This window comes from Bacteroidota bacterium (genome assembly GCA_016183775.1).
Lineage (GTDB): Bacteria > Bacteroidota > Bacteroidia > JABDFU01 > JABDFU01 > JABDFU01.
Genome location: JACPDY010000076.1, coordinates 1 through 23,613, shown reverse-complemented (window position 1 = coordinate 23,613; position 23,613 = coordinate 1). Strand labels below are relative to the sequence as shown.

The window sequence follows — 23,613 nt, the reverse complement described above, 5'->3', positions numbered from 1 at the left end:
CGTCATGGAGTGGTCAAATTAATATTTACGCTGCAGCCATTTTTATCCGTAATGCTTATTGAATAAGCGCCGGGACAAACTTGATTTAAATACCTTTGATTATACCCTCCTGAATTTGACCAGGAATAGCTGTATGGACTTGTACCACCCAAACCGGTGATCATTACCCATTCTTTGCAGCCGCAACCAATACAGTTGGCAGTACCTTTCGTAAATTGTCCGGATATGGCGGGAGGTGAACTTATTGTTGCTACAGTAGTACCGGTGCAGCCCTTTGCGTCAGTCACGGTAACCGTATAATTTCCTGCTGAAAGCCCGGAAACAGTTTGAGTGGTTTGTCCGCCTGGAGCGGACCAGCTATAGGTATAAGGTGATGTACCGGTACCGGGGTTGGCAACTACTTTCCCATCTGCACTACCGTTACAGGTGATATTTGTCGGGGATGTTGTTACTGTAACAGCCGGATTCACTGTAACTACAGCACTAGAGGTTGAGGTATTCCCTCCGGCATCACGTATAGTTACAGTATACGTAGTAGTTGATGCAGGACATGGATTTATGTTTTGTGTAGTAGCACTATTACTCCAGGAATAAGTATAAGGTGGAGATCCACCAGCGCCATTTGATGTTACGGCAGCACAAGTGCCCGGACATACTGAACTACCTGTTGCTGTAACTGTAGGCCCTGCGGTACAATTTATTACTGTAACTGTTGATGCTTTAGAATTCGTACAACCACCATTGGTAACGGTATGATTAACGGTATAGGTGCCTGTACTTAAAAATGTATACGAAAAATTTGCAGTGGTACCGCTTACATTGGTTGGTGATATAGGAGAAATAACCCAGTTATAAGTGCCTGCAGAACCGGTATGAGTAAAATTCACAGCTGTCCCCATACAAACAGTACCACCCGGCGATTGTGTAAAAGAAGGATCGGCGGGACTTGTGGATGGAGCTATAGTTGCAGTGGCTGTTTGACTGCAACCACCGGCATCCCTAACAGTTACAGTATATATACCTGCACTTAATCCATTTGCCGCAGTGCCCGAGCTGCCACTCGACCAGGAATAAGTATACGGACCGGAAGTACCTGTGGCGCTTACAGTTGAAGTACCATTCGGATTATTACAGGTTGTTGCAGTTGCAGTCATACCTAATGGGATTGGAGAAGGTTGTGAAATATTTACCGGCATGATGGACTTACAGCCATTGGCATCGGTAACTGTAACAGAATAGGTGATCGCACTTAAGCCTGTTACTGTAGCAGCCGTGCTGCCCGTTGACCAGGCGTATGTATAAGGAACGGTGCCGTTTGAAGCGGAAACTGTGGCCGAGCCATTGCCTGCACCATTGCATTGCAGATTTGTTTTGGTAACAGATGCAACCAGGGCGCCCGCAGATGTAACAGTAACAATAGCTGTATCCTTATTGCAATTCATATCCGTCACAATAACACTATAGGTGCCTGCTCCAAGACCTGAAACAGATGGGGTTGTTTGTCCTCCCGGGATCCAGTAATAACTATAGGAAGGGTCACCACCTGTTGTTGTGGCGGTAGCAGTACCAATGTTGCCGTTGTTACAATTGCCTGTTGGTGTTGCTGTAGCGGTTACATTTAAAGCGGCGGGAGTACAAGCTGAAAGGTTTACAGAAGCAAGAAATCCATTACCGGATGCAAGTATTTCTCCGTTAATACCCAAACAGAGATCGTAAACTGCGGCGGTGGTAGCTGCAGATGAAATAAATACAAGATTGGGATCATATTTACGAACTGAATTTTGAGTTCCCACATATACATTGCCGCATGTATCTGTTACGATTCCGGAATTACCACTTGCACTTGTTACCGCAGTTCCTCCGGGGATGGCTACAGAGGTTATAAGTGCACCTGTAGTTAAATTGCGTTTTTGCAATGTAGCACCATTGGTAACAAAAAGGAATTGCCTGCTTGCTGCAACTAAATGCAAAGAAGCCGGCTGGCCTGCGGCGGCGTGCCCTGTATATGAAGCAAACCAATAGGTCACATTGAAACCGGCAGGAACATTAAGTAATTGAGTCCAAGTCGGGTTAAAAACCCTTACCGTCGCATTATTGGCCGGTTGCGCTGTGGATACCCCGTAGTAATTACCATTGGGAGCACGTATAACATCTCTCATATCATCACTTGATGTGCCATTTGCAGTATATACAAGAGGCATCATGTTTGACTGGATCCCTGTTACAGGACTTATAATATGTAATCGCGGTGCCCAGGAACCTGTAAGATATAAAGTTGTAACTCCGCAGTCAATCAACAAGCGGTATGGCTCAACTTCACCAATATCACCTACCCAAACAACAGTACCAGCGGGGGTAAGTTTAATAATGGTTTTATTTCCGGTCGGGGCACAGGCCGATGAACCACCATCAAAATAAATATTTCCCTGGGCATCAACCTTCAAATCATTGCCATAATATCCATCAAAACGGGAACATCCATTTGGTATAGGTGTATACGTCCATTGTAATACTCCTGTTGGTGAAAATTTCTGCACAATAAGAACTCCGCTCGCTCCGGCACCGCCTGAAATATACACATTGCCAATTGCATCCTTCTCAACCTCAAGCGCCTTATTGGAAGCAGGCATAGTAACACCGACTGTCCAGGGGTCAATAATAATAGTTGATTGTTCACCCTGCGCGGAAGCTTTGGCTGACAATTGGTTGTTGGTTATTGGTTGTTGGGAAGCCGAAGTCTTTAGTGTAAACGAAACAATATTATTATCTAAAGAGAAAGCTGAAGGAATAACCGATCTTTTTGATTTGCTTGTGCCCTTCAGATCATAAAAGGTAAACGGAGCATGGTCAATAATATCACCTAAAGCGGTAACAAGATGAATATTCCCATCAGCATCCTTATAGATCTTATCAGCACCTGAATACTTCATCTGAATTTTTGAAGGATCGGCACCGGGATGAAGGATCAATGAATACTTAATTCCCGATGTTATGTTTAACGGAGTCGAAACATCATGAAAAATATATTCAACATCAATATTCGGGTAAAGATTTCTATATATCAGTTTTTTATATCCAGCTGCTTTATAAAATTCCTTCCCATCTCCGTATGTATAATATTCAGGAACAATATCCTCTGCCTGGACATTAACATCCGGATTAGCATTCAGCCACTCCATATTTACAGCATAAATTGTAGTCTTTGCAGTCTCTTCAAGTTTTCGTTCAAACTCACCGGGCTTTTCTTCTCTCCCTCCCTGTTTTTCATTTTCGATCTCAGCTAATAATTCTTTTGAATATTCTCTTATATCATATCGAAATGTTAATCCTTTGGAAGAAAAATAGATCTCCTGACCTGAACTGATTATTCCATAGGAAATTGCAGACGGCAAATTATCTTTACCCATGCCTTCACCTGACTTCGGCAGGCGGGTATCAAACTGGCCTTTATTTTCTATAAAAACTTTGTTCTGAAAAATATCATTCCTGCTCCATCCGGAAGAAGATGCGGAAGAGAAAGCTATAACGGACTGGGCTGGCAGGGCTGTATTAAATGCTATAGCTTGTATAATAAAACCTGCTATTACTATGGATGTAAGGTGTTTCACTATAGCTTAATACCTTTATGTAAAACTTAATGAGCATTAAGTTAGATAATTTCATAAGAAATATCAAATACTTTTTTATTGGTATATTTATATTCAAGTAAACACATATTTATTACAAATTGTTAATTATCAGTATTTAAGTCATTAAATATGTTAGCTATCTTATGAAGCGATCTCCCAATCTATTTGAACTGATCCACTCCCTTAAACAAAGTGAAAAGCGCTATTTTAAAGTGTATAGCTCTCTTCATGTAAAGCGTGAAGCGAATAATTATGTCGCTTTGTTCGATGCATTCGACAAGCAAAAAATATATAATGAAAAAGAATTACTTAAAAAATATAAACACGAACCTTTCAGCCGCAACTTTCGTTTCGCCAAGCATTACCTGTACCGCCTTATACTGAAAAGCATGCGCATATATCATGCAGGCAGCACCGTTGAATCGGAAATTCAGAATACTATTCAGGATATTAATTACCTGAATCAAAAAGGACTATATGCCCATTCCTCAAAACTGCTTGCAAAAGCAAAAAAAACAGCTGCTGAATTTGAAAAACATTTCTCCATGCTTGAGCTGCTTCGTATCGAGCCAAAGATATTTACAATAAGCAAATGCGGCAGATGGAAAATTTATCGAACGTTATCAGCTATCAATGGTTGTCGGATAAATTATTTGCGCTGACAAGGTTAGTCGGACAGGCAGCCGGTAAAAAAACCAGTGTAAAGTATGCACAGATTCTTGCACACCCTCTCCTCCGGGATGAAAAATACGCAACCACAGATACTTCTAAAGTATTGTTTCACCAGGTCTTTGCAACTTATTACTTCTACATAAAGGATTATTACAAGTCCAACGATCATAGCCGGAAAATAATTTCTATTATAGAAAATAAGGGGACAGATATAATGAGTAATCCTTTGGAATACCTGATCTTCTTATCCCGGCTGATAGTTTCACATGAAACTATAGGGAACAGGGCTATTGTATGGGAATTGATCCAAAAGACCCGTTCAATAATAAAGGAAATAAAAACAGATATTCCCATCAATACACTTATGCACATCTATGGACAGGAGCATTCTTTTTATTTTCATACCGGACAATTTCAAAAAGCGCTGGATATGATACCGCAATTTAACATGGCACTTGAAAAAGGAAAGAAGGAAATACCCCTGGAGATACCCGCACTCCTGCACTATAATTTTGCATATATAAATTTTGTCATAGGTAATTACAAGGAATCACTGATGTGGATCAACCAGATATTAAAGCAGAAACGTTCTGTTGTCCGCAAAGACATCCTGAAGGTAACACAACTATTAAACCTGATGGTACACATTGAACTTGAAAACAATGATTATTTAGAAAATCTGTCCTTATCGCTGCATCGTATGCTAATTAAGGAAAATGCTTTGGGGAAGTTTGAAAAAATAATTATCGAATTGGTTTCAAAACAACTTTCATTTATTGGTTCACGCGATGAAAAGATCGTCCTTTTTAAAGAAATTTACAGCGAACTAAAAAAAGTGCTCAAAGATCCGGCAGAAAACCAAAAACTTGAACACCTCGATCTGGTCTCCTGGCTGGAGAGCAAAATAAAGGGTAAAACTTTTAGTGAGATCATGAAAAGAAAAGCAAGATCAGGCGATAATTGATCGTCCTTTGTCAGGATCACACTCAGGGAGCCGTAATACTGACATTTATGCTACAACCATTTTTATCTTTAACATTTATAGACTGTACTCCCGGGCAAAGTTGATTTTTATACCGGTTGACATATCCATCCGGCCATGTATAAGTATATGGACTCGTTCCTCCCGTAGCCGTGGTCATTACCCATTCCTTACAGCCACAACCTGCACAGTTAGCTGTTCCTTTTACAAATTGTCCTGTCAGGGGTGTTGGTGAAACTATCGCAGTTGTTGATGTCGAAGTACACCCCTTATTATCAGTAACTGTAACGGTATAATTACCCGATGTAAGACCAGTAGCCGTTGGAGTAATTTGTCCATTACTCCAGTTATAGGTAAATGGAGCCGTTCCGCTACCTGCAGTAGCCAAGACGCTGCCATTGGCTCCGCCATTACAACTTATGTTTGTTGCCGTTGCTGTTACACTGACGACGGGGTGAACCGTGACGACGGCGGTACTTGTAGCTGTAGCTCCCACGGCATCGGTTATTGTTAATGTATATGTTGTTGTCGCAACCGGACAAGGGCTTATATTTTGTGTCGTGGCGCTGTTACTCCACAGGTATGTATATGGACTGGTGCCACTGCTCGCACTTGATGTTACAGTGGCGCAAGCACCTGGGCAGACCGAACTACCCGTAGTTGTTACAACAGGTCCCGTGCAATTGACAACGGTAATGGTAGTGGATTGAGTCGCGGAACAACCTCCGCTTGGGTAGCTTACATTATGGTTAACCGTATATGTGCCTGCTGAAGTAAAAGTATAAGCGAAATTCAAAAAACTCGAAGTGAAATCAGTAGCATTGCCTGATACAACAGGTCCCTGACCGGGAATACTCCACTTATGTGATACAAGGGTACCTGTTGTCCCTGTATTGGTAAAGTTTACAGTAGTGCCCACGCAAATAGTTCCTGTTGGGGATTGTGTGAATGTGGCATTGGCAGGGTTTGGGCCGTTAGTTATGGTGACCGATTTAGTAGTTGTACATCCATTCGCATCGGTGACGGTTACTGAATAGGTGGCAGTTGTTAAACCTGTTGTTGTTGGACCAGCCTGCGCGTTGCTCCAACTGTAATTATAGGAAGGAGTGCCGCCATTTACTGAAATAACTGTTGCCTGTGCGGTAGTTGTACATGCAGTAGTCTTATCAGTCTGGATCGTTAAAGGAGCATATGCCGGTAGCGTACTTACTATTGTTTGAATACAACCGCTCGCATCTGTGACGGTGGCAGTATAAGTACCGGCAGCTAACCCGGTTGCTGTTACTGCTGTTTGCCCGTTGCTCCAGGCGTAAGTGTAGCCCGGGTTTCCTCCTGACACATTGAGTGTTATGCTACCTGCACTACCTCCGGCGCAACCACTGTATTTGGTAGTGTAACGTACGTTTATATTATTCGTGATCGTAATGACTTTGAAAGTTGAACACCCATTCGCATCCGTTGCTGTTACTGTATAACTTCCCGCCGCAAGCCCGGTTAAAGCAGCAACTGTTTGCCCATTACTCCATAAATAAGTGTAGGGTGAACTGCCGCTGCCTGCAGTTATTGCAGCTGTACCCGAGTTTGAACACGCATTGGTTTGAGTACTTGTTAATGAGATCCCACCTACACCACCTGTAACTGATACAGAAATAACATCCAAAAAGGTACATCCAAAAGCAATGGTCACAGTATATGTACCGGGGCAAAGGCCTGTAGCTGTTTGTGTAACCTGTCCGCCCGCACTCCACAAATAATTATAACCGGCAGGGTCACCGCAAGGATGGGCCGTTGCCGTTCCGTCGCACGAATTACATACCGAAGCAGGTGTTGAGGTCGCGGTTGGCGGAGGCAATGCAGGAACATCCATTTCCGCGACAAAAGCAACACCGCTGGCATACAATTTATTATTCGGACCAAGTTTTACATCATAACAGGTATTCGCGACGGGATAGGTAGCGATTTGTACAAGTGAAGAATTATACGCCTTTATTACATTCCCAACCCCTGCATAAACGTTATCGCATTTATCTGCCGACAAACCACCTGTGGCAAACATCGTTCCGCCTGTAGTGACTTGCGCGATAAATGCCCCTGTATTTTTATTCCATTTTTTCAGCACACTGCCATCATATGTGTAAAGAAATCTTGAGCCGCAGGCCATTCCGTTGAATCCGTTATCGAATCCTCCTATTGCGGTAGGCGTGTATGCAACACTTGATATCTCAATAAAAGTATGTCCATTGGCCAGAGGCCCCCAGGTTCGTGGTAAAAGATTAGGTATAGGCAGTTTCACTGTCATATTGTCAAAATTTCCCGGATCACCCTGGCTTCTGGCCGTTGCCATATAACAAAAAGCATTGTTCGGATCAACGGTAAGCAAAGCTACATCATGCAGCGGACCCACCGCGGAGTATGAATTTACCGGAGTAAATGAAGTGAGAGAAGTATCGAGTATGCCTGCCTGGTAAACAGACGCCCCTATTCCTCCACAGCCAACAATTATCTTTTTAATGCAACGATTGTATTCACATCGCCACATTTCAAATCCACTTGGGAAGATCACACCGGCAAATCCCCCGGTTTGAACCCCCAATGTATTTACCTTTACTGCAAATGCCCAGCTTAGCAATATATATGAAGTACCATTTGCCTCATCCACAGCAAAATCTCCGTAACAATACGCCGATGCAGATGGAACAAGACCGGTGTTAAATATCCACTGAAGTACTCCTGCGCTATTGTATTTTGCTAACCTATATGATTGTGTTGCAGAACCTGAACCGCATATATATACATTACCGGCAAGGTCATAATTTACATCGTAAGCTCTGTTAACAGCAAAGCCGGGATTTGCAGTCCAGGGGTCGATGATTATTATTGGTTGATTGTTGTTGGCTGTCAGTTGTCGGAGGGTTGAACCGTTTAATGCAAATGAAACAGTATTTCCATTTAACTCAAATGCCGATGGAATGTTGACTCCTCCTTCATAGAAGCTTACAGGTGCATGGTCAACAAAATCGCCAAATGTTGAACTGATAATAATATTTCCTTCTTTATCCGTTTTCAATCCCTTCGCGCCATTATAGCGCATTTTCACTTTCGAGAGATCTGCGCCCGGGTGAAGTATGAGTGAGTATTTTACTCCACCCTTTTCGGGAAGTATGTACTCTACATCTATATTTGGATATAGATTCTTGTAAGTAATTTTTTTGAAACAAGCCACTTTTAAAGTTGTTTTACCATTGTCTTTCTCACCCGGATAAGTATAATAAAAGGATTGCACCTCATTTGCTTCTATAACAGCAGCTGGATCCGCTCCCAGCCATTCTACCTGCAAATAGTGGTGCTTTACTTCAACAGCCTTTTGATCCTCCCCCTTTCCATCACGCTCCATTTTTTCTATTTCCTTCTCACTGATAAGAGATATAAACTCATCATGCCTGTATGTTAATCCATTTGAAGAAAAATATATGTCTACTCCTTTTGAGTCAGCATAGTATTGAATTTTATTTTTTTCATCCCCGGCTTTTCCCTGCCTTCTCATTTCATGCTCCGACACACGAGCGTCAAACTGTCCCTTGTTTTCTACAAACACCAAATGTTCGAAAGCATTGCTGGTCCAACCCCTGCTTGTATTTGCCGAAACAGCACGCGGAACCTGACAATTAACCGATTGTACACCAATTGAAAGGGTGAAGAGAATTGAGAGTATGGCTTTCTGTAAATTCAATTGATACAAATAAATTAGTATTTACGGCACACTCAGGGCGCACTCAGGTTAACATTTATACTGCATCCGTTCTTATCAACAATATTAACAGTGTATGCGCCCGGACAAAGACTATTCTTATATCTTTTTAAATATCCATCCGGCCATGTATAAGTATACGGACTCGTTCCTCCCGTAGCCGTGGTCATTATCCACTCCCTGCAGCCACAACCTGCACAGTTAGCCGTTCCTTTTACAAATTGTCCTGTCAGGGCTGTTGGTGAAACTATCGCAGTAGTTGATGTCGAAGTGCAGCCTTTATTGTCAGTAACTGTTACAGTATAACCTCCCTGTCCCAAACCTGTTGAGGTTGATGTGGTTTGTCCATTACTCCAAATGTACGTATAAGGCGAAGTGCCACTTCCGGTTGTAGCCATGGCGCTGCCATTAGCTCCGCCATTACAACTTATGTTTGTTGCCGTTGCTGTTACACTGACGACGGGGTGGACCGTGACGACGGCGGTACTTGTAGCTGTAGCTCCCCCGGCATCGGTTATTGTTAAGGCATATGTTGTTGTCGCAACCGGACAGGGGCTTATATTTTGTGTCGTGGCGCTGTTACTCCACAGGTATGTATAGGGACTGGTACCACTGCTCGCACTTGATGTTACAGTGGCGCAAACGCCGGGACAGACCGAACTACCGGTAGTTGTTACAACAGGTCCCGTGCAATTGACAACAGTAATTGTAGTGGATTGAGTCGCTGAACAACCTCCGCTTGGGTAACTTACATTATGAGTTACGGTATAGGTTCCTACGGAAGTAAATGTATATGACAAATTAAGAAAATTAGAGGTAAAGTCGGTTACTGTACCGGTTACAATTGGACCCTGGCCGGGAATGGTCCATTTATGCGATACCAAAGTTCCTACTGTCCCTGTATTCGTAAAATTCACAGTGGTACCCTTACAAATAGTTCCGGTCGGGGATCGTGTAAATGTAGCGCTGGCCGGATTGGGACCATTGGTTATGGTGACTGATCTGGTGGTTGTACATCCATTCGCGTCAGTTGCAGTTACTGAATAGGTGGCGGTTGTTAAACCTGTGGCAGTTATTCCTTGCTGAGCATTACTCCAACTATAATTATAGGAAGGAGTGCCGCCGGTCACAGAAGTAACTGTAGCTTGTGCCACGCTTGAACATGCAACTGTTTGATCTGTTTGAATTGTTAACGGAGTATAGGGCAACAATGTACTCACTATTGTTTGAGTGCATCCACTTGCATCTGTGACGGTAGCGGTATAGGTACCCGCAGCCAATCCAGTAGCTGTAGCTGCTGTTTGCCCATTACTCCATAAGTATGTATAACCCGGATTCCCTCCTGTAACATTCAATACTATGCTGCCCGCGCTTCCTCCTGCACAACCACTGTATTTTGATGTATAACTTACATTTATCGTATTCACTATTTTGATCACTTTGAAAGTTGAGCAGCCATTCGCATCCGTTGCTGTTACTGTATAATTGCCTGTTGCAAGTCCGGTTAAAACGGAAGAGGTTTGTCCGTTACTCCATAGATATGTATAAGGGGCAGCTCCACCGCTTGGAGCAGCCGTAACAGCACCAACGTTTGAACAGGCATTGGTTTGTGTACTGCTTAATATTATCCCTCCCACTCCGCCGGGAACCGATACCGTAATTATATCTATATCGGAGCAGGCATAAGCTATACTCACTGTATATGTTCCGGGACAAAGGCCTGTCGCTGTCTGAGCCTGCGCGCCATTGCTCCATGAATAATTATATCCGGCAGGATCACCGCAAGGATGGGCTGTTGCTGTTCCATCACACGCATTGCATACGGAAGCAGGCGTTGATGTCGCCGTGGGCGGCGGTAAGGCAGGAACATCTATTTGCGCTACAAAAGCTACTCCACAGGCATATAATTTATTATTCGGACCAAGCTTTACATCATAACAGGTATTCGCGACGGGATAAGTAGCGATTTGTACAAGTGAAGAATTATACGCCTTTATTACATTGCCAACCCCTGCGTAAACATTATCGCATTTATCCGCCGACAAACCACCTGTGGCAAACATCGTTCCTCCTGTAGTGACCTGCGCAATAAATGCCCCGGTATTTTTATTCCACTTTTTAAGCACACTCCCATCATACGTGTAAAGAAATCTCGGACCACAAGCCATTCCATTGAAACCGTTGCTATATGGCCCAACAGGAATATTCGGTGTATAAGTAATGCTTCCAACCTCAACAAAACTATGACCGTCAGCCACCGGTCCCCAGGTGCGGGGAAGGAGATTGGGAATAGGTAATTTAACTATTGCATTTCTGTTTGCAGCAACTGATCCTCCATTTGCTGTCGCCATATAACAAAATGAACTATTTGGATCAATTGTGAGAATAGCTACATCAACTTGTGCTCCAGGTGCTGAGTATGAATTTACAGGAACATATGAGGTAAGGGCTGTATCAAGCATACCCGCCTGGTAAGGGCCGCCCATTGACCCGGTACCCACTACGATCTTATTCAAACAGCGACTATATTCACAACGCCACATTTCGAGTAACGATGGAAATATTGCAGGCGAGTATCCTCCGGTTTGAATTCCCAAAGTATTCACCTTTATTCCCGCGGGCCACATTCCAAGAAGGTATGTCGTTCCGGTAACTTCGTCAACAGCAAAATCACCGTAACAGGTACCTCCTAAACTCGGGCCAATATTTGTTGTAAAAACCCATTGAAGGGTACCGGCGCTGTTAAACTTTGCCAGCTTATATGATTGTGTAGTTGAGCCGGAACCGCATATATAAACATTACCGGCCATATCATAATTCACATCATAAGACCTGTTTACCGGAAAGGCCGGATTAAAAGTCCAGGGATCGATGATTATTATTGGTTGATTGTTGTTGGCTGTCAGTTGTCGGAGGGTTGAACCATTTAATGCAAATGAAACAGTATTTCCATTTAACTCAAATGCCGATGGAATGTTGACCCCTCCTTCATAGAAGCTTACAGGTGCATGGTCAACAAAATCCCCGAACGCTGTGCTGATAATAACATTGCCTTCTTTGTCGGTTTTTAATTCTTTAGCGCCATTATAACGCATTTTCACTTTCGAAAGATCGGCGCCGGGGTGAAGAATAAGCGAATATTTTACTCCGCCCTTTTCAGGAAGTATATATTCCACATCTATTTTCGGGTAGAGGTTCCTGTAGATGATCTTTTTATAACAACCGGCTTTTAAAGTCGTTCTACCATTGTCTTTCTCGTTTGGATAAGTATAATAAAAGGATTGCGCATCGTTTCCCTCCAAAGCAACGGATGGATCTGCACCGATCCATTCCACTTCAAGGTAATGATGTTTTACATCAACAATTTTTTCGCCCCCTGTCCTCCCCTCCTTCTCCATTTTTTCCCTTTCCCTCTCGCTTACAAGCGACTTATATTCATCATGCCGGTATGCCAGCCCTGAGGAAGAAAAATAAACTTCTACACCTTTTGAGTAGGCATAATAAAGTATTTTACTTTTTTCGCTACCATTCTTAGCAAGGCTGTTCATCTCACTACCCGATGCAACAGCTGAAGCATCTTGCGTGTTTAGACCAGGCAAACTCGCGTCGAATTGCCCCTTGTTCTCAACAAAAACAAAATGTTCAAATGGATTGCTGCTCCAACCACCGGTACCAGAACCTGATGAAGCAAAGCAAAACAATTGAGCGTTGAGAGATAGCGCCCCGAGAGAAAGAGTAAGGATGACTGATAAGACTTTTAGTAATTTCAAATCATATTTTGTTTAAAAGCTTTACTAAATACTTGCAATGTGCTTTTAAGAAATTTAGTAAAGTTTGCGCTTAGTGATAGTTATGAAGATAGGATAATTGCGCATAAAATTCAACTAAATTTTTCCCAATATATAAACATTGGATGACTAAAAAAGTATTATATATATTTAAAAATCAAATGCTTATATAACAATATATATACTTTTGAATGGAATAAGCCTGACAAAAGAAAGAACATTTTTTGATTAAGAGGTTGTTAACTCACAAATCCTCTGACATACTCCCTGGTTAATTCCTCTTTAGGGTTGAGCAATAGTTCTTCGGTAGGAGCAAACTCAATGACCTCACCATTGTATATGAAGGCGATAAAATCCGATACACGCCGGGCCTGCCGCAAAATATGCGTGACCAAAACAATCGTGTATTTTTCTTTAAGCTGTACGAACAACTCTTCTATCTTCTGTGTCGATTTTGGATCCAGTGCCGAGGTGGGCTCATCACCCAAAATGATCTCGGGTTGTACAGCCAATCCTCTTGCCAGGCACAAGCGCTGCTGCTGACCAATTGAAAGACGGACGGCAGGTGTATTTAAACGATCTTTCACTTCATCCCAAAGTGCCACATCGCGTAATTGCTGCTCAACCAATTGATTTAACTTTTCCTTATCACGTATTCCATGTATCCTCGGGCCGTATGCAATATTATCGTATATCGACATTGGCAAAGGGAAGGGCCGCTGTGAAAGCAATCCCATTTTTTTTCGGATATGGGTTACTTCCGCCTTCGGATCATAAATATCTTCTCCGTCAACCAGCACTTTTCCTTCCACCCGCACATCCACTGATGAATCGTGCAGACGATTGAACGTCTTAAGAAGTGTTGTTTTCCCACATCCTGAAGGGCCTATAAAAGAAGTCACTTTCTTATCGGGAATATCAATACTTATATTCTTCAATGCATGATTCTGTCCGTAATATACATTCAGGTTCTGAACACTTATGTGAGGTGAATTGGCCATTGTTAAATTTTATTTTTAGAAAAACGTTTGCTTAATGTCCTTGCCCCGATACTGATGAGCAAGACAATAATTGTTAATACCAAAGCAGAGGCGTATGCCCGCGCCTGCACCTCCTCGATCGGGCTGCTTAACTGGAAAAAGATGGCGAGCGGCAGTGTTGGCGCCGGACTATTGAGGCTTGTCGGAATATTATCACTGAAACCCGCTGTGAACATCACCGAAGCCACATCACCGATCGCCCTTCCAAACGACAGGAGAATAGCGGTAAGAATTCCCGGAATTGACTGCTTCAATAAGATCCTTGTCGTTTCCAATCGTGTCGCACCAAGAGAATACGATGCATCAAGCAGCTCACGCGGAACGGTCCGCATAACTTCATCCATTGTTCGGATCATGATCGGAAGAACAAGCAATGTAACAGCGACAATTCCTCCGAGCAACGATGCCTTTAAACCGAAGTAGATCATGATTGTAAAACCAAATGCTCCATAAACAATGGAAGGTATGCCGAACAATACATCTGAGCTTAAGCGCGTAACACTTCCCAACTTTGAACTTTTACTCAGGTATACATTTATATATAATACGATCGGCAAACTCAGTACCAGGGCCAGCAGCGATGACCCCGCGGCAATATACAGCGATCCAATAATAGCATTCAATACGCCTCCTTCCTGACCCATGTAAAATCCCCCATCTGGAGTTTTTGTGATGAGATCGAGGTTGAATGCCGGAAGACCCTTCATTACAATTGTACTAACGATAAGGAAAAAGCTGCCCACTATGATCGTGGTAGCAATAACCATTAATATTTTAAAAAATAATTCTTCCGCCTTTCTCATTTATTACCTTATATAAAAACAGTCCAAAAATAAATAGTTGTATTTACCGCAACAGCAGTTGTATTAATTCATTCTCTTTTCTATACGTGCGAGTACAATACGCGACACGGCATTAAATAAAAAAATTATTACAAATAAGATTAACGCTGAAAAAAGCAAAGCCGAATCATACAAAGGAATAGATAACATTTCTCCGTAATTATTCGCTATAAGCGCAGGCAATGGGTAGCCTGAATCAAAAACAGAATGAGGCACTTCAGGCATGTTGCCGCACACCATAAGTACAGCAATGGTTTCACCGAATGCCCTTGAAACAGCAAGTACGGTTGCGGCGATAATGCCGGGCAATGATCTTCTAAGCATTACAAATTTCACAGTCTGCCATTGAGTCGCGCCAATGGCCAATGAGGCATCCTTCAGCCCGCGTGGAATAGTTCCAAACACTTCAAGCAGGATACTTATTATCAAAGGAAATATCATGATTGCCAGAACTATGCCGCCGGCAAGCACACTATACCCTGTAGAGAATTCGACAAAATGAGGCGCGATATGATCCTGTATCAGCGGAACAATGAATAATACGCCCCAAACCCCGAAAACCACGGGAGGAATTCCGGAAAGCAGATCAACAAAAGGTACGATGATCTTTCGAACGCGATGATGCGCATATTCTGAAATATAAATTCCACTCAGCAGGCAAAGGGGTAATGCGACGATGACAGCGATACCGGTTACCCACAGGGTTCCCATAATGAAAGGAAAAAAACCAAACTCTCCTTTAAATGGCTTCCATACTGATGAAGTAAGCAAATAACCAACAGACTTCAACTGCAGCAAAGGGATTGAACGCACATATAAACCCAAACCAATAAAAACCGCAAGCAGAACAGAGAGTACTGTGAGTACTAACATTGCTTTACCTGCGATCTTATCCTTTATTAATCTTATGCTCACAATTAATCCTGCTGTTTGAAATGTTCTTCAATATAAATTCCTACAAACCGACTTTAGTTAATTCCACCTTTAGTTTGGTATCCGACAACTTGATATACCCTGCCTCATTCACAAATTTTTGTCCTTCCGTTAAAACCCATTTTAAAAATTCAACTACTACCTTTTTCTGAGGCTTGTTCTTTGAAACGAGGTACAGATCACGTGCCGGCGGCGAAGGATATTTACCTTCTGACACAGCTTTAATAAATTCATCCAAAGTCCCATAAAAATTTTCATCGGCATCAATCTTACCGTTATTATTAACATCGATAGGAACCACAGTAATTCCCGACAATTGCTTTTTCGTTTTCGGATTATAAACATAAGAAATATTGTTAAAGCCGATAGCGATCGGATCTTTCTTAACGGCTGATAACAGTCCCGGATCACCATACACCCCGATCCCTAAAAGATCTTCCTGCTTCTTTCCGAAATACTTCGCCCAGCTTTCGGCCGCGCCGGCCGCATCGGAACGCGTATAAATGTGAATGGGTGCTGATATAGAAAATCCTGTTTGCTTCCAGTTCCTGTAAGTACCGCTGGCGTATATATTTGCAAAGGCATCTTTCTTCAGCCCTTTTGAAAGCACATCCCTGATATTGGGATTGTTTGAATTAACAGTAGCAACAACAGCGTCTTTTGTCACCGCGATAGAAAATGCTCCTTTCTTTGTTTCTTCCGGATAAATGTCACGCGACACAGCACCCAGGTCAACCATACCACCCAACACATCGGATATACCCTTCCCCGCTCCGCCCGCGGAAATATCAAACTTTACATTCGGATGTAGCTTTTTAAACTCTTCTCCCCATTTCACGACGATCGGGTATAACGCGAAGGCACCCGATACACTTATTGTACCCTCCAGGTTATCTATTCCTGAAGACGCATTTTCCTTTAAAGTAAAGGAAGAAAGAAAAAAAGATACAGCAACCGCTATAAGAACATGCTGCCTATATATATTATTTGTTTTCATGGTTAGTCACGCCTTTTGACGTGATGGCTATTTCATTGATTCAGTTTTATATCAGTTCTTACTTAAATATCGCTTTGAACAGTTGTGGTTTAAATGTGATCGATACATATGCCCATGTCGGAATGATCTTACTGTTACCGGCTTTCTTGATAAGCACTAACGATTCAGTAACTACGGCATAAGAAACACCCACATCGAGTTTAGTGTATGAGTTGGGCCTGTATATGAAAAGCCAGTCATTCTCATATCCCAGGTATCGGTCTGTGATCCCATTGGTTTTAGAATTAACATAATTATTCTGGGAATAAAACAAATGGAAATCGGAGCGCAGCTCCGCTTTTTTTCCAATATTTTTTATAATGAACAAATACGGATTGATCAATCCCGCATTGCCAAAATCTTTTGGTTTGCTGTTGAACAACTCCAGCGAGCCGTTAAAACGGTGAGCCACTCCATAAAGTGGAACAAAATTATGGTCGGATACATTTTTTACATTATTATCATCACCGCTGAATATTTCCAAACCCAAACGAACCGCCAGTTTTTGCGGGATGATGTACTTTATTTCGGGCTGAACGTACCAGGCCGCAATATTTTTACCGGTATTGCTTTTGCCGGATTGATAGTATCCGATAAACGTTGTGTAAAGTCCTCCTTTTGCAAACTCTATTCGTCCCCCATCCGTAAAGCGCTGGTATATTTTTTCCGGCACCTCGCTATCCTGGTATCCGTCAGCCGCGTTAACAGCGGACAATGCCCAATTGTCGCTTAGCCTATACTTAATATAATGCACTCCAAGCGTTTTATAATTGGAAAAACCTACAGGCATAAAATCAGTCCCGGCAAGCCTTTCAGTTGTTTGATTAAACGCAAAGGCCAGCTCAGAAGATAGTTTCGCGGAGTTGTACCGCAAATTCAGCGCTTCATGACTGCCTGCATTTACCCTCCAGTCGTTCTCCGCGAATAAACGCTGGTTATCAAATGCCAGTTTTTGCCGGCCGATCCTGATAGAAAAGTTTGGCGTAATAAAAGGCTCCGCATAAGCCTCAAACACCTGTAGTGTTCCTGCATTGGAACGCGGATCATCCCTGCCCCATACCCTTACATCCTGTATGGACGTGTGGAAAACAAATTTATTTTGCTGCTCATAAGTGAATAATAATCTGCTGCGCTGATTCACAAAAGCTGCACCTACAGTAGTGTCTGTAGGCAATTGCTGAAACCCATCGCGATACTCTCCCCGCGGCCGGAACTCCAGGTCGATCTTAAAAGATTTATCCTTTATGCTATCCTGTTGTCTGATCGCGTAATCCGCACGTAACGAATCTGCAGCCTTCTGCGATACGACTTGTTTTTTTATTAAAAAGTCAAACACTTCATCAGCTGTTTGCTGAGCTTTCGCATTAACTGCGGAAACAATTACGACAACCTGATATATATATTTTCTCAATGCTCTCATTAATTATTGCATCTGAAACAACAAACACGCGCATACGGCGGGCCACAAATATATATAATCTATCGGAATAGTAGACTATTATTTATAAAATTTTTTTACCCCTTCTTTTTTGCTGATTTTAAGGCTGTTTTGACTCCTGTTTTTTTCAAGCGATCCTCCCTGGCCAGAATATCAGCAAGGCTTGTATTGGTAAGAATATTAAGACTGGCGTCTCTTACATCCATAGCTACATCTCTCAAACCGCAGGTAGTTTCATCCACACATTCAACGCACCTTTCGTAAAAATTCAAACTTACACAAGGTATCAATGCAATGGGGCCGTCGGTTAAGCGCATTACATTGCTAAGCATCACTTCTTTCGGATGTTTGATCAGGTAATAACCACCTCCTGCACCCTTCTTACTTCCTAAAATCCCCATCTTCTTTAATTCAAGAAGAATGGCTTCCAGGAATTTTTGGGGGATCTTGTCTCGTTCGGCAATATTCGAAATAAGAATGGGACCTTTCTCATACTCCCTTGCCAGAGTTACAAGTGCTTTAATAGCGTATTTCGATTTTTTGGATAACATTTGATTGCGTGAAGTTATATATAAAAATCAAATTGTATAAATGAAAGCAGACCCGTATCATGTTATTCGAAAACATGTCCAATCTCAGCAGATAAGTAATTTAACAAAACTATAGGAAAGGGATTTATACGTCATTTTAGAATTAACATAACACTATATTTAACCGCAGCTCTTTTCACAAAGCACGGTCGCTTTAATAAAAAAAAATTGAAATGGATTTAGGTGAAATTAACTGAAAAAAAATATTGTCCCTCTTCATACCTGGAAAAGTTTTATTGTTATTCTACAAGCTATTTTGTACATTTGTTTATACTTATTCAACCATGAGTTCAGCAGAATTAAAGTTAAACTTACACCAACTAATCGATAAGATCCAGGATAACAAAACGCTGAGTGTTATTTATAGCCTGTTTTCTAACAGCTTTAATGTCAAATCTTCTTCTTTGTCTCAAGCTGAAAAGAGTGCTGCTGATGAAGGTATCAAATCCATAGAGAAGGGCAACTTCCACAAGCATGATGATGTGATAGCTGAAATGAAAAAGAAGTATCCAGACCTTCACTGATCTTTCCTATGTTGAAGATTATTTGGTCTGATAATGCTAAGTCGGATTACGATGAAAATATTCTATTCCTCTTAAATAAATGGGGCTTAAAAGAAGCTAAAGAGTTTGTCGATGAAGTTGATTTTGTCCTTGACAACTTGCCCCATATGGCTGAAATGTTTCCACTCAGTGATTACAAAGAAATACGAAAGGGACTTATATGCAAACAAATAAGCTTGCTTTATAGAGTTCAGTCTGACAGAATTGAATTACTAAGGTTCTGGAACAACTATCAAAATCCTGAAAAACTTAGAACCATAAAATAGTTTTACTCCCTCAATGTCTTATTAGGATGAACGCTTCAAGCTGAGTATTTATCTAAAAATTATATTTCACTCCAACATTTAAACCCCAGCTGCCGAAGGGAAGATCAAAGCGTCCTCTTTCGAGGGGGCTTGACTTATCGTAGTCTTCTTCCAATTTATTGGTGGTTGAATTTATTTTATATTTTATAGTATACTCATCCTTATAGATTGTCTTTTTTCGTGATTGCGTGAGGGTGCCCAGGGAATCAACGCCCTGTACAGTATACTCAAATGTTTCGGAACTTACAGGTGAAAATTTAAGATAGGTTAAATACACTTCAGTATATAAATTCCATTTGCCGCTTAAAAACCAGTTAACGCCAGCGGCTGCTGTGGCACCAATTGACATTGCACCTTTGTATTTTCTCTTTTCATTTTCATAAATGCCGGTATAGTCTCTATAATTGTATTCATTTGATATGGAAGGAAACGCAAACAAAGCTCCCATTTTAAAATAAGGCGTACGGGAAGATGCATTCGCTTTTATAAGCAGATTTGGATTTATGGCTAACATACGCGGATCATACGTATAAGTAGTTGTGGCATCACCGGAATAAAAATGAATTACATCAGTGGTTTTCCGTGAAAGACCATATAAATAAACGGCGCCAAGCTCAACCGAAAAATTTTTTGCAAGATTATAACCGGCAGTTATGTTCCCGTAATAACCTTTACCAAACGAACTGTTTAATACTGTATGCTCTTCATACACAATATCCACAGCCATTGAGTAGCGAAGATCATAATTCTCATCAATGCGCATGCGCGAAAAAGGCAAACCATAAGCAACTCCGGTTTTAAAATACCATTTTCCGGTTTCAGTTAGTTTTTCACTGCCAGCATTTTGCCCGAATAGTGCATTAGTGCTTATTATTGAAATGCTGAAAAATAACAGAGTAATTGATCGTTTCATATAAATATATTTTTAGGTATTTAAAGGTCACATATTATTCAGGCAGTCAGCCTGCTGGTGGTGTTGGACGGGACGGACGTCGCCCAGCGTTCTTATTTTTTTCAGGCTTTATGCCTGAATCAACGTTACATTGAATCGGATCCACTATTTTTTTTTTGTATTTGTGGAATCGACAGTAAACTCTTTGTATTCTATATCTGGCAACGGATCTATATATCTATTGGACATATGCCCTAATGTAAACCACCTATCTTTAAAGTAAAAAAATATATAACTTTCACCTGGCATACTTATGGCAGAAAGCCTTAAGCTATCAAAGTACAATCTCTTAATATCATTAGGTTTATATTTGTAATTATAATCATATCCTTTCCCCGAAGGTCTTTGAGGACGAACTACATATTCACTATCTAATGTTATTGTTGTATTATAATATATGTGCTCTTTTGAATTGTAATTTAAGGAAACCCGTTCCTTGATAGAATCTATTTTTGTCGTTAGCGAATCAATCTCTTTTGTCAATTTATAATATGTGATTTGCACCCTTGAAGAATCAACAAGATTCAATTGATATTTTTCTTCGAGATAATCTGAAGGATAAATATTTATTCCAGACTCTGCCATATAAAGGTAAGTTCCAACGTAAAAAAAATGAATCTTGCCATTTAGCTGACCAATTAAAAGTTGATTATAGAGTTTTGAATATTGATGAAGTGGGTAAGTTGAATAAATGTAATGCCACATGGAGTCATTTATGGCAGTAAAACTGTCAAAAGTGAAACTAATGTTATTTACAACTATGCTATCAATTAGCTGTCCTCTTGAGCGAAGATAAAAAACTGAACGGTTGTTAATCGCATCTTTTTTAATTTCCAAATGTCTTTTAATACCATCCTTATTTTCTTGAACTAAAAAGGGTTTTTGATTTAAACAATCCTTTTCAGAACTAAACTCGTCAAAATTAGTGTTAGAATCAATCATGCACATGAAACTAACATATGTCAAATTGCTTATTTGGCTAATACAACCCCCTGGCAATATGAAATGAATACAAACCAACAATGAGATTAGACCATTTGAATTTTTCATTTTATTCTCATCAAAAAATTAGCTCCCAACAATTACCTCCAATGAAATTAATCTGGGAAAAAACGAAATTCAACAGTTCGACGTATTTCAGGAGGACGAGAACCTCCATAAATATACAAGTCATATAAAGTAGAATTCGGTCCAGCAACAACTTGAATATTAACCCCTAGGTTACCTACTAAACGATTTGCATCAAAATAGCTTTTCATTTGAAAATTGGTGAAATTACCTCCGCTTGGATTTAATTCTTTTAGCACTCCTCCTGTACTTGGGTCAGTTATTAATACCCGGTCAGTAGCAGAATGAACCTCTAAACTAATTTTGGTATCGCGATTAATAATATATGGAATATTATCAGGGCTTCCAGGACCAAATCCTGAAGATTGCACAAAATGATCAGGAGGGGGAGGGCTATATGGCCCAGCAACCAATTCACTCCCCCCTTCATACGCATTCTGAGCAGCCAATTCTTTCATTTGATCATAATATCCACCAGGAAGCTGTCTTACCCGTTCCTCTTTCGCCCATCGGTTATATTCCATTTCCGCTACATCCCCTTCCCCTCCAGTTTTAAGCCTGCCATTCGCATCATAAAGGTCACTCAAATCAACATTCTTATTCAAGCCTGCTGCTTCAAATAATAAAGATTCATGCACTGCCTGGGCGGTTAGCGCCGAGTTTTCCAATCTATTCATAGTAGATTCAAAATTACTCATCCAATCAGTTCCACCTCTTCCATGGCCAAACAAGCTTGGATCATCCGCTTCCAGTAGTGGACCAAAAACCACATCATGGAATTGTATTTTAAGCAATTCAATATCTTCAAAAAATGAAGCTTTTGATTTTTCGACCCTGCCTTCCATATATTTATATGCTCCTCTATGATATTGTTTGTCATATGCATCTTCTACAGCATCTGCATACGCCTTTCGTCTTGCCTCAAATGAATATTTTCCACGTCGATAAAACCTATCATCATCATCCTGTCGTTGGATTCTTCCCATTGTTGCCTGCCAATCTCCTCCTGTTCCCCCATTCACATACCCACCTGTAGGGTCATACCCACTAATCGGATTATTTCCCATACCCACGTAAGCAGAGGCAAACTGCCCCATTGGATCAGGATTACAGAACCTGCCCAAATCAGAGTTATACATCCTTAACTCAAAGTTATTCCAGTTCTGGTTAACTGCGCTTTCTTGTCCCTGGAAGCCGAACCTATAAGTTCCCAAGTTGTAGCTGCGTCCTGGCATGGGGCCGCCGAATGAATAATAATCTGTACGAGTTACCAGTTGTGGGTTTCCTGATCCAATATATTTGAAGCTGGCACGTACATTTCCTAAGTGATCCGTTAGTTCGTAAACAATTTCGCCACTGGTTTTGTTTAATACACCGAGGCGGCCTGCCGCGTATAAATGTTCTTCAATTATACCAAAAGTAGGTGTGCCCGCATTCTGGTCGTATTCGTATACGGCCATTATTTGCCCGCCCTCGTCGGTGAGGAACCAATTGAATTTTGTTTTACTGTTGCTGTTGGTAAAGTATTTTGTTTTGTGTTTTATATTATTGTCGTTGTAGGCGTATGTGGAGGTGTTGCTGTTGCTAAAAGTTACCACATTGGTTTTGTTTCGCACGGTATAGGTTATTCCTGTAACGCTTTCGGCCTGGCTGGTGGTTAAGCGGCCCACGTTGTCGTAGCTGAATGTTTTAGAAGTGGTGGCTTCAATATCATTGTAGGTGTTAGCACCTATGGCATCCACTATGCTGGCCAACTTATTTGTATTAGAGGTGTATGTGTAACTGAAATCGTCCATATTCAAACCAAGGGTTCCGTTGTACGCGTTGCGCTTTAAATTAGTAATATTTCCGTTATCGTCATAATTTATCCCACTCGCTCCGCTGTTGCCCCATTCCTTGTAGTTCGCATAGGGACTTACAGTGAACGTACTCGTGCTGTTGTAAAAAGTTCCAAAGTTGGCTGTATTTAAACGATACTGATCATCATACGTATAACGGAACATGTGTTCATCTGTTGTACCTGTAAT

The 23,613-nt window shown here is 41.3% G+C and carries 16 protein-coding genes; 4 read left to right on the top strand and 12 right to left on the bottom strand.

From position 1 onward, the window contains the following. Window positions 1-2: 2 nt before the first annotated feature. Window positions 3-3,608, bottom strand: coding sequence for a hypothetical protein (locus tag HYU69_09605; GenBank protein MBI2270592.1), 3,606 nt, complete (start codon window positions 3,606-3,608; stop codon window positions 3-5). Window positions 3,609-3,772: 164 nt separating this feature from the next. Between HYU69_09605 and HYU69_09600 the strand changes: the two genes are divergently transcribed. Further along, a complete protein-coding gene (locus HYU69_09600; GenBank protein MBI2270591.1) occupies window positions 3,773-4,291 on the top strand; it encodes a hypothetical protein in 519 nt (172 codons plus the stop codon). Further along, the gene (locus HYU69_09595; GenBank protein ID MBI2270590.1) at window positions 4,231-5,265 is read left to right on the top strand and encodes a hypothetical protein; all 1,035 of its coding nucleotides are present in this window, start codon (window positions 4,231-4,233) and stop codon (window positions 5,263-5,265) included. The genes HYU69_09600 and HYU69_09595 overlap by 61 nt, the downstream gene beginning before the upstream one ends. 22 nt (window positions 5,266-5,287) lie before the next feature. On the opposite strand, the gene HYU69_09590 is transcribed toward HYU69_09595, so the two are convergent. The 8 genes from HYU69_09590 to HYU69_09555 all read right to left on the bottom strand — a co-directional run bounded on the left by HYU69_09590 (window position 5,288) and on the right by HYU69_09555 (window position 18,659). Continuing rightward, window positions 5,288-9,013 carry a hypothetical protein gene (locus tag HYU69_09590; GenBank protein MBI2270589.1) on the bottom strand — a complete coding sequence of 1,242 codons (3,726 nt, stop codon included), beginning with the start codon at window positions 9,011-9,013 and terminating at the stop codon, window positions 5,288-5,290. 32 nt (window positions 9,014-9,045) lie between these two features. Beyond that, complete coding sequence (locus tag HYU69_09585) at window positions 9,046-12,801, bottom strand: hypothetical protein (protein MBI2270588.1); 3,756 nt, start codon at window positions 12,799-12,801, stop codon at window positions 9,046-9,048. A gap of 257 nt (window positions 12,802-13,058) precedes the next feature. Beyond that, the gene (pstB, locus tag HYU69_09580) at window positions 13,059-13,820 is read right to left on the bottom strand and encodes a phosphate ABC transporter ATP-binding protein (protein MBI2270587.1); all 762 of its coding nucleotides are present in this window, start codon (window positions 13,818-13,820) and stop codon (window positions 13,059-13,061) included. 2 nt (window positions 13,821-13,822) lie between these two features. After that, window positions 13,823-14,662 (bottom strand): phosphate ABC transporter permease PstA, encoded by an 840-nt coding sequence (gene pstA / locus HYU69_09575; GenBank protein ID MBI2270586.1) that lies wholly within the window; start codon window positions 14,660-14,662, stop codon window positions 13,823-13,825. A 63-nt stretch (window positions 14,663-14,725) separates the two neighbouring features. Then, the gene (gene pstC / locus HYU69_09570) at window positions 14,726-15,574 is read right to left on the bottom strand and encodes a phosphate ABC transporter permease subunit PstC (GenBank protein ID MBI2270585.1); all 849 of its coding nucleotides are present in this window, start codon (window positions 15,572-15,574) and stop codon (window positions 14,726-14,728) included. 82 nt (window positions 15,575-15,656) lie between these two features. After that, window positions 15,657-16,631 (bottom strand): extracellular solute-binding protein, encoded by a 975-nt coding sequence (locus HYU69_09565; protein MBI2270584.1) that lies wholly within the window; start codon window positions 16,629-16,631, stop codon window positions 15,657-15,659. 58 nt (window positions 16,632-16,689) lie between these two features. Next, window positions 16,690-18,090, bottom strand: a complete 1,401-nt coding sequence (locus tag HYU69_09560; protein MBI2270583.1) for an alginate export family protein — start codon at window positions 18,088-18,090, stop codon at window positions 16,690-16,692. A 95-nt stretch (window positions 18,091-18,185) separates the two neighbouring features. Then, window positions 18,186-18,659, bottom strand: a complete 474-nt coding sequence (locus HYU69_09555; GenBank protein ID MBI2270582.1) for an Rrf2 family transcriptional regulator — start codon at window positions 18,657-18,659, stop codon at window positions 18,186-18,188. 323 nt (window positions 18,660-18,982) lie between these two features. On the opposite strand from HYU69_09555, the gene HYU69_09550 reads away from it, so the two are divergent. After that, complete coding sequence (locus tag HYU69_09550) at window positions 18,983-19,222, top strand: hypothetical protein (protein ID MBI2270581.1); 240 nt, start codon at window positions 18,983-18,985, stop codon at window positions 19,220-19,222. A gap of 8 nt (window positions 19,223-19,230) precedes the next feature. After that, a complete protein-coding gene (locus HYU69_09545) occupies window positions 19,231-19,527 on the top strand; it encodes a type II toxin-antitoxin system RelE/ParE family toxin (GenBank protein ID MBI2270580.1) in 297 nt (98 codons plus the stop codon). Window positions 19,528-19,579: 52 nt separating this feature from the next. Here HYU69_09545 and HYU69_09540 read toward each other — a convergent pair whose 3' ends face one another. From HYU69_09540 to HYU69_09530, 3 genes are all read right to left on the bottom strand, one after another. Continuing rightward, a complete protein-coding gene (locus HYU69_09540; GenBank protein MBI2270579.1) occupies window positions 19,580-20,479 on the bottom strand; it encodes a hypothetical protein in 900 nt (299 codons plus the stop codon). Window positions 20,480-20,623: 144 nt separating this feature from the next. Continuing rightward, window positions 20,624-21,460 carry a hypothetical protein gene (locus HYU69_09535; GenBank protein MBI2270578.1) on the bottom strand — a complete coding sequence of 279 codons (837 nt, stop codon included), beginning with the start codon at window positions 21,458-21,460 and terminating at the stop codon, window positions 20,624-20,626. Window positions 21,461-21,615: 155 nt separating this feature from the next. Next, window positions 21,616-23,613 (bottom strand): hypothetical protein (locus HYU69_09530; protein ID MBI2270577.1); only part of this gene is annotated, 1,998 nt, incomplete at its 5' end.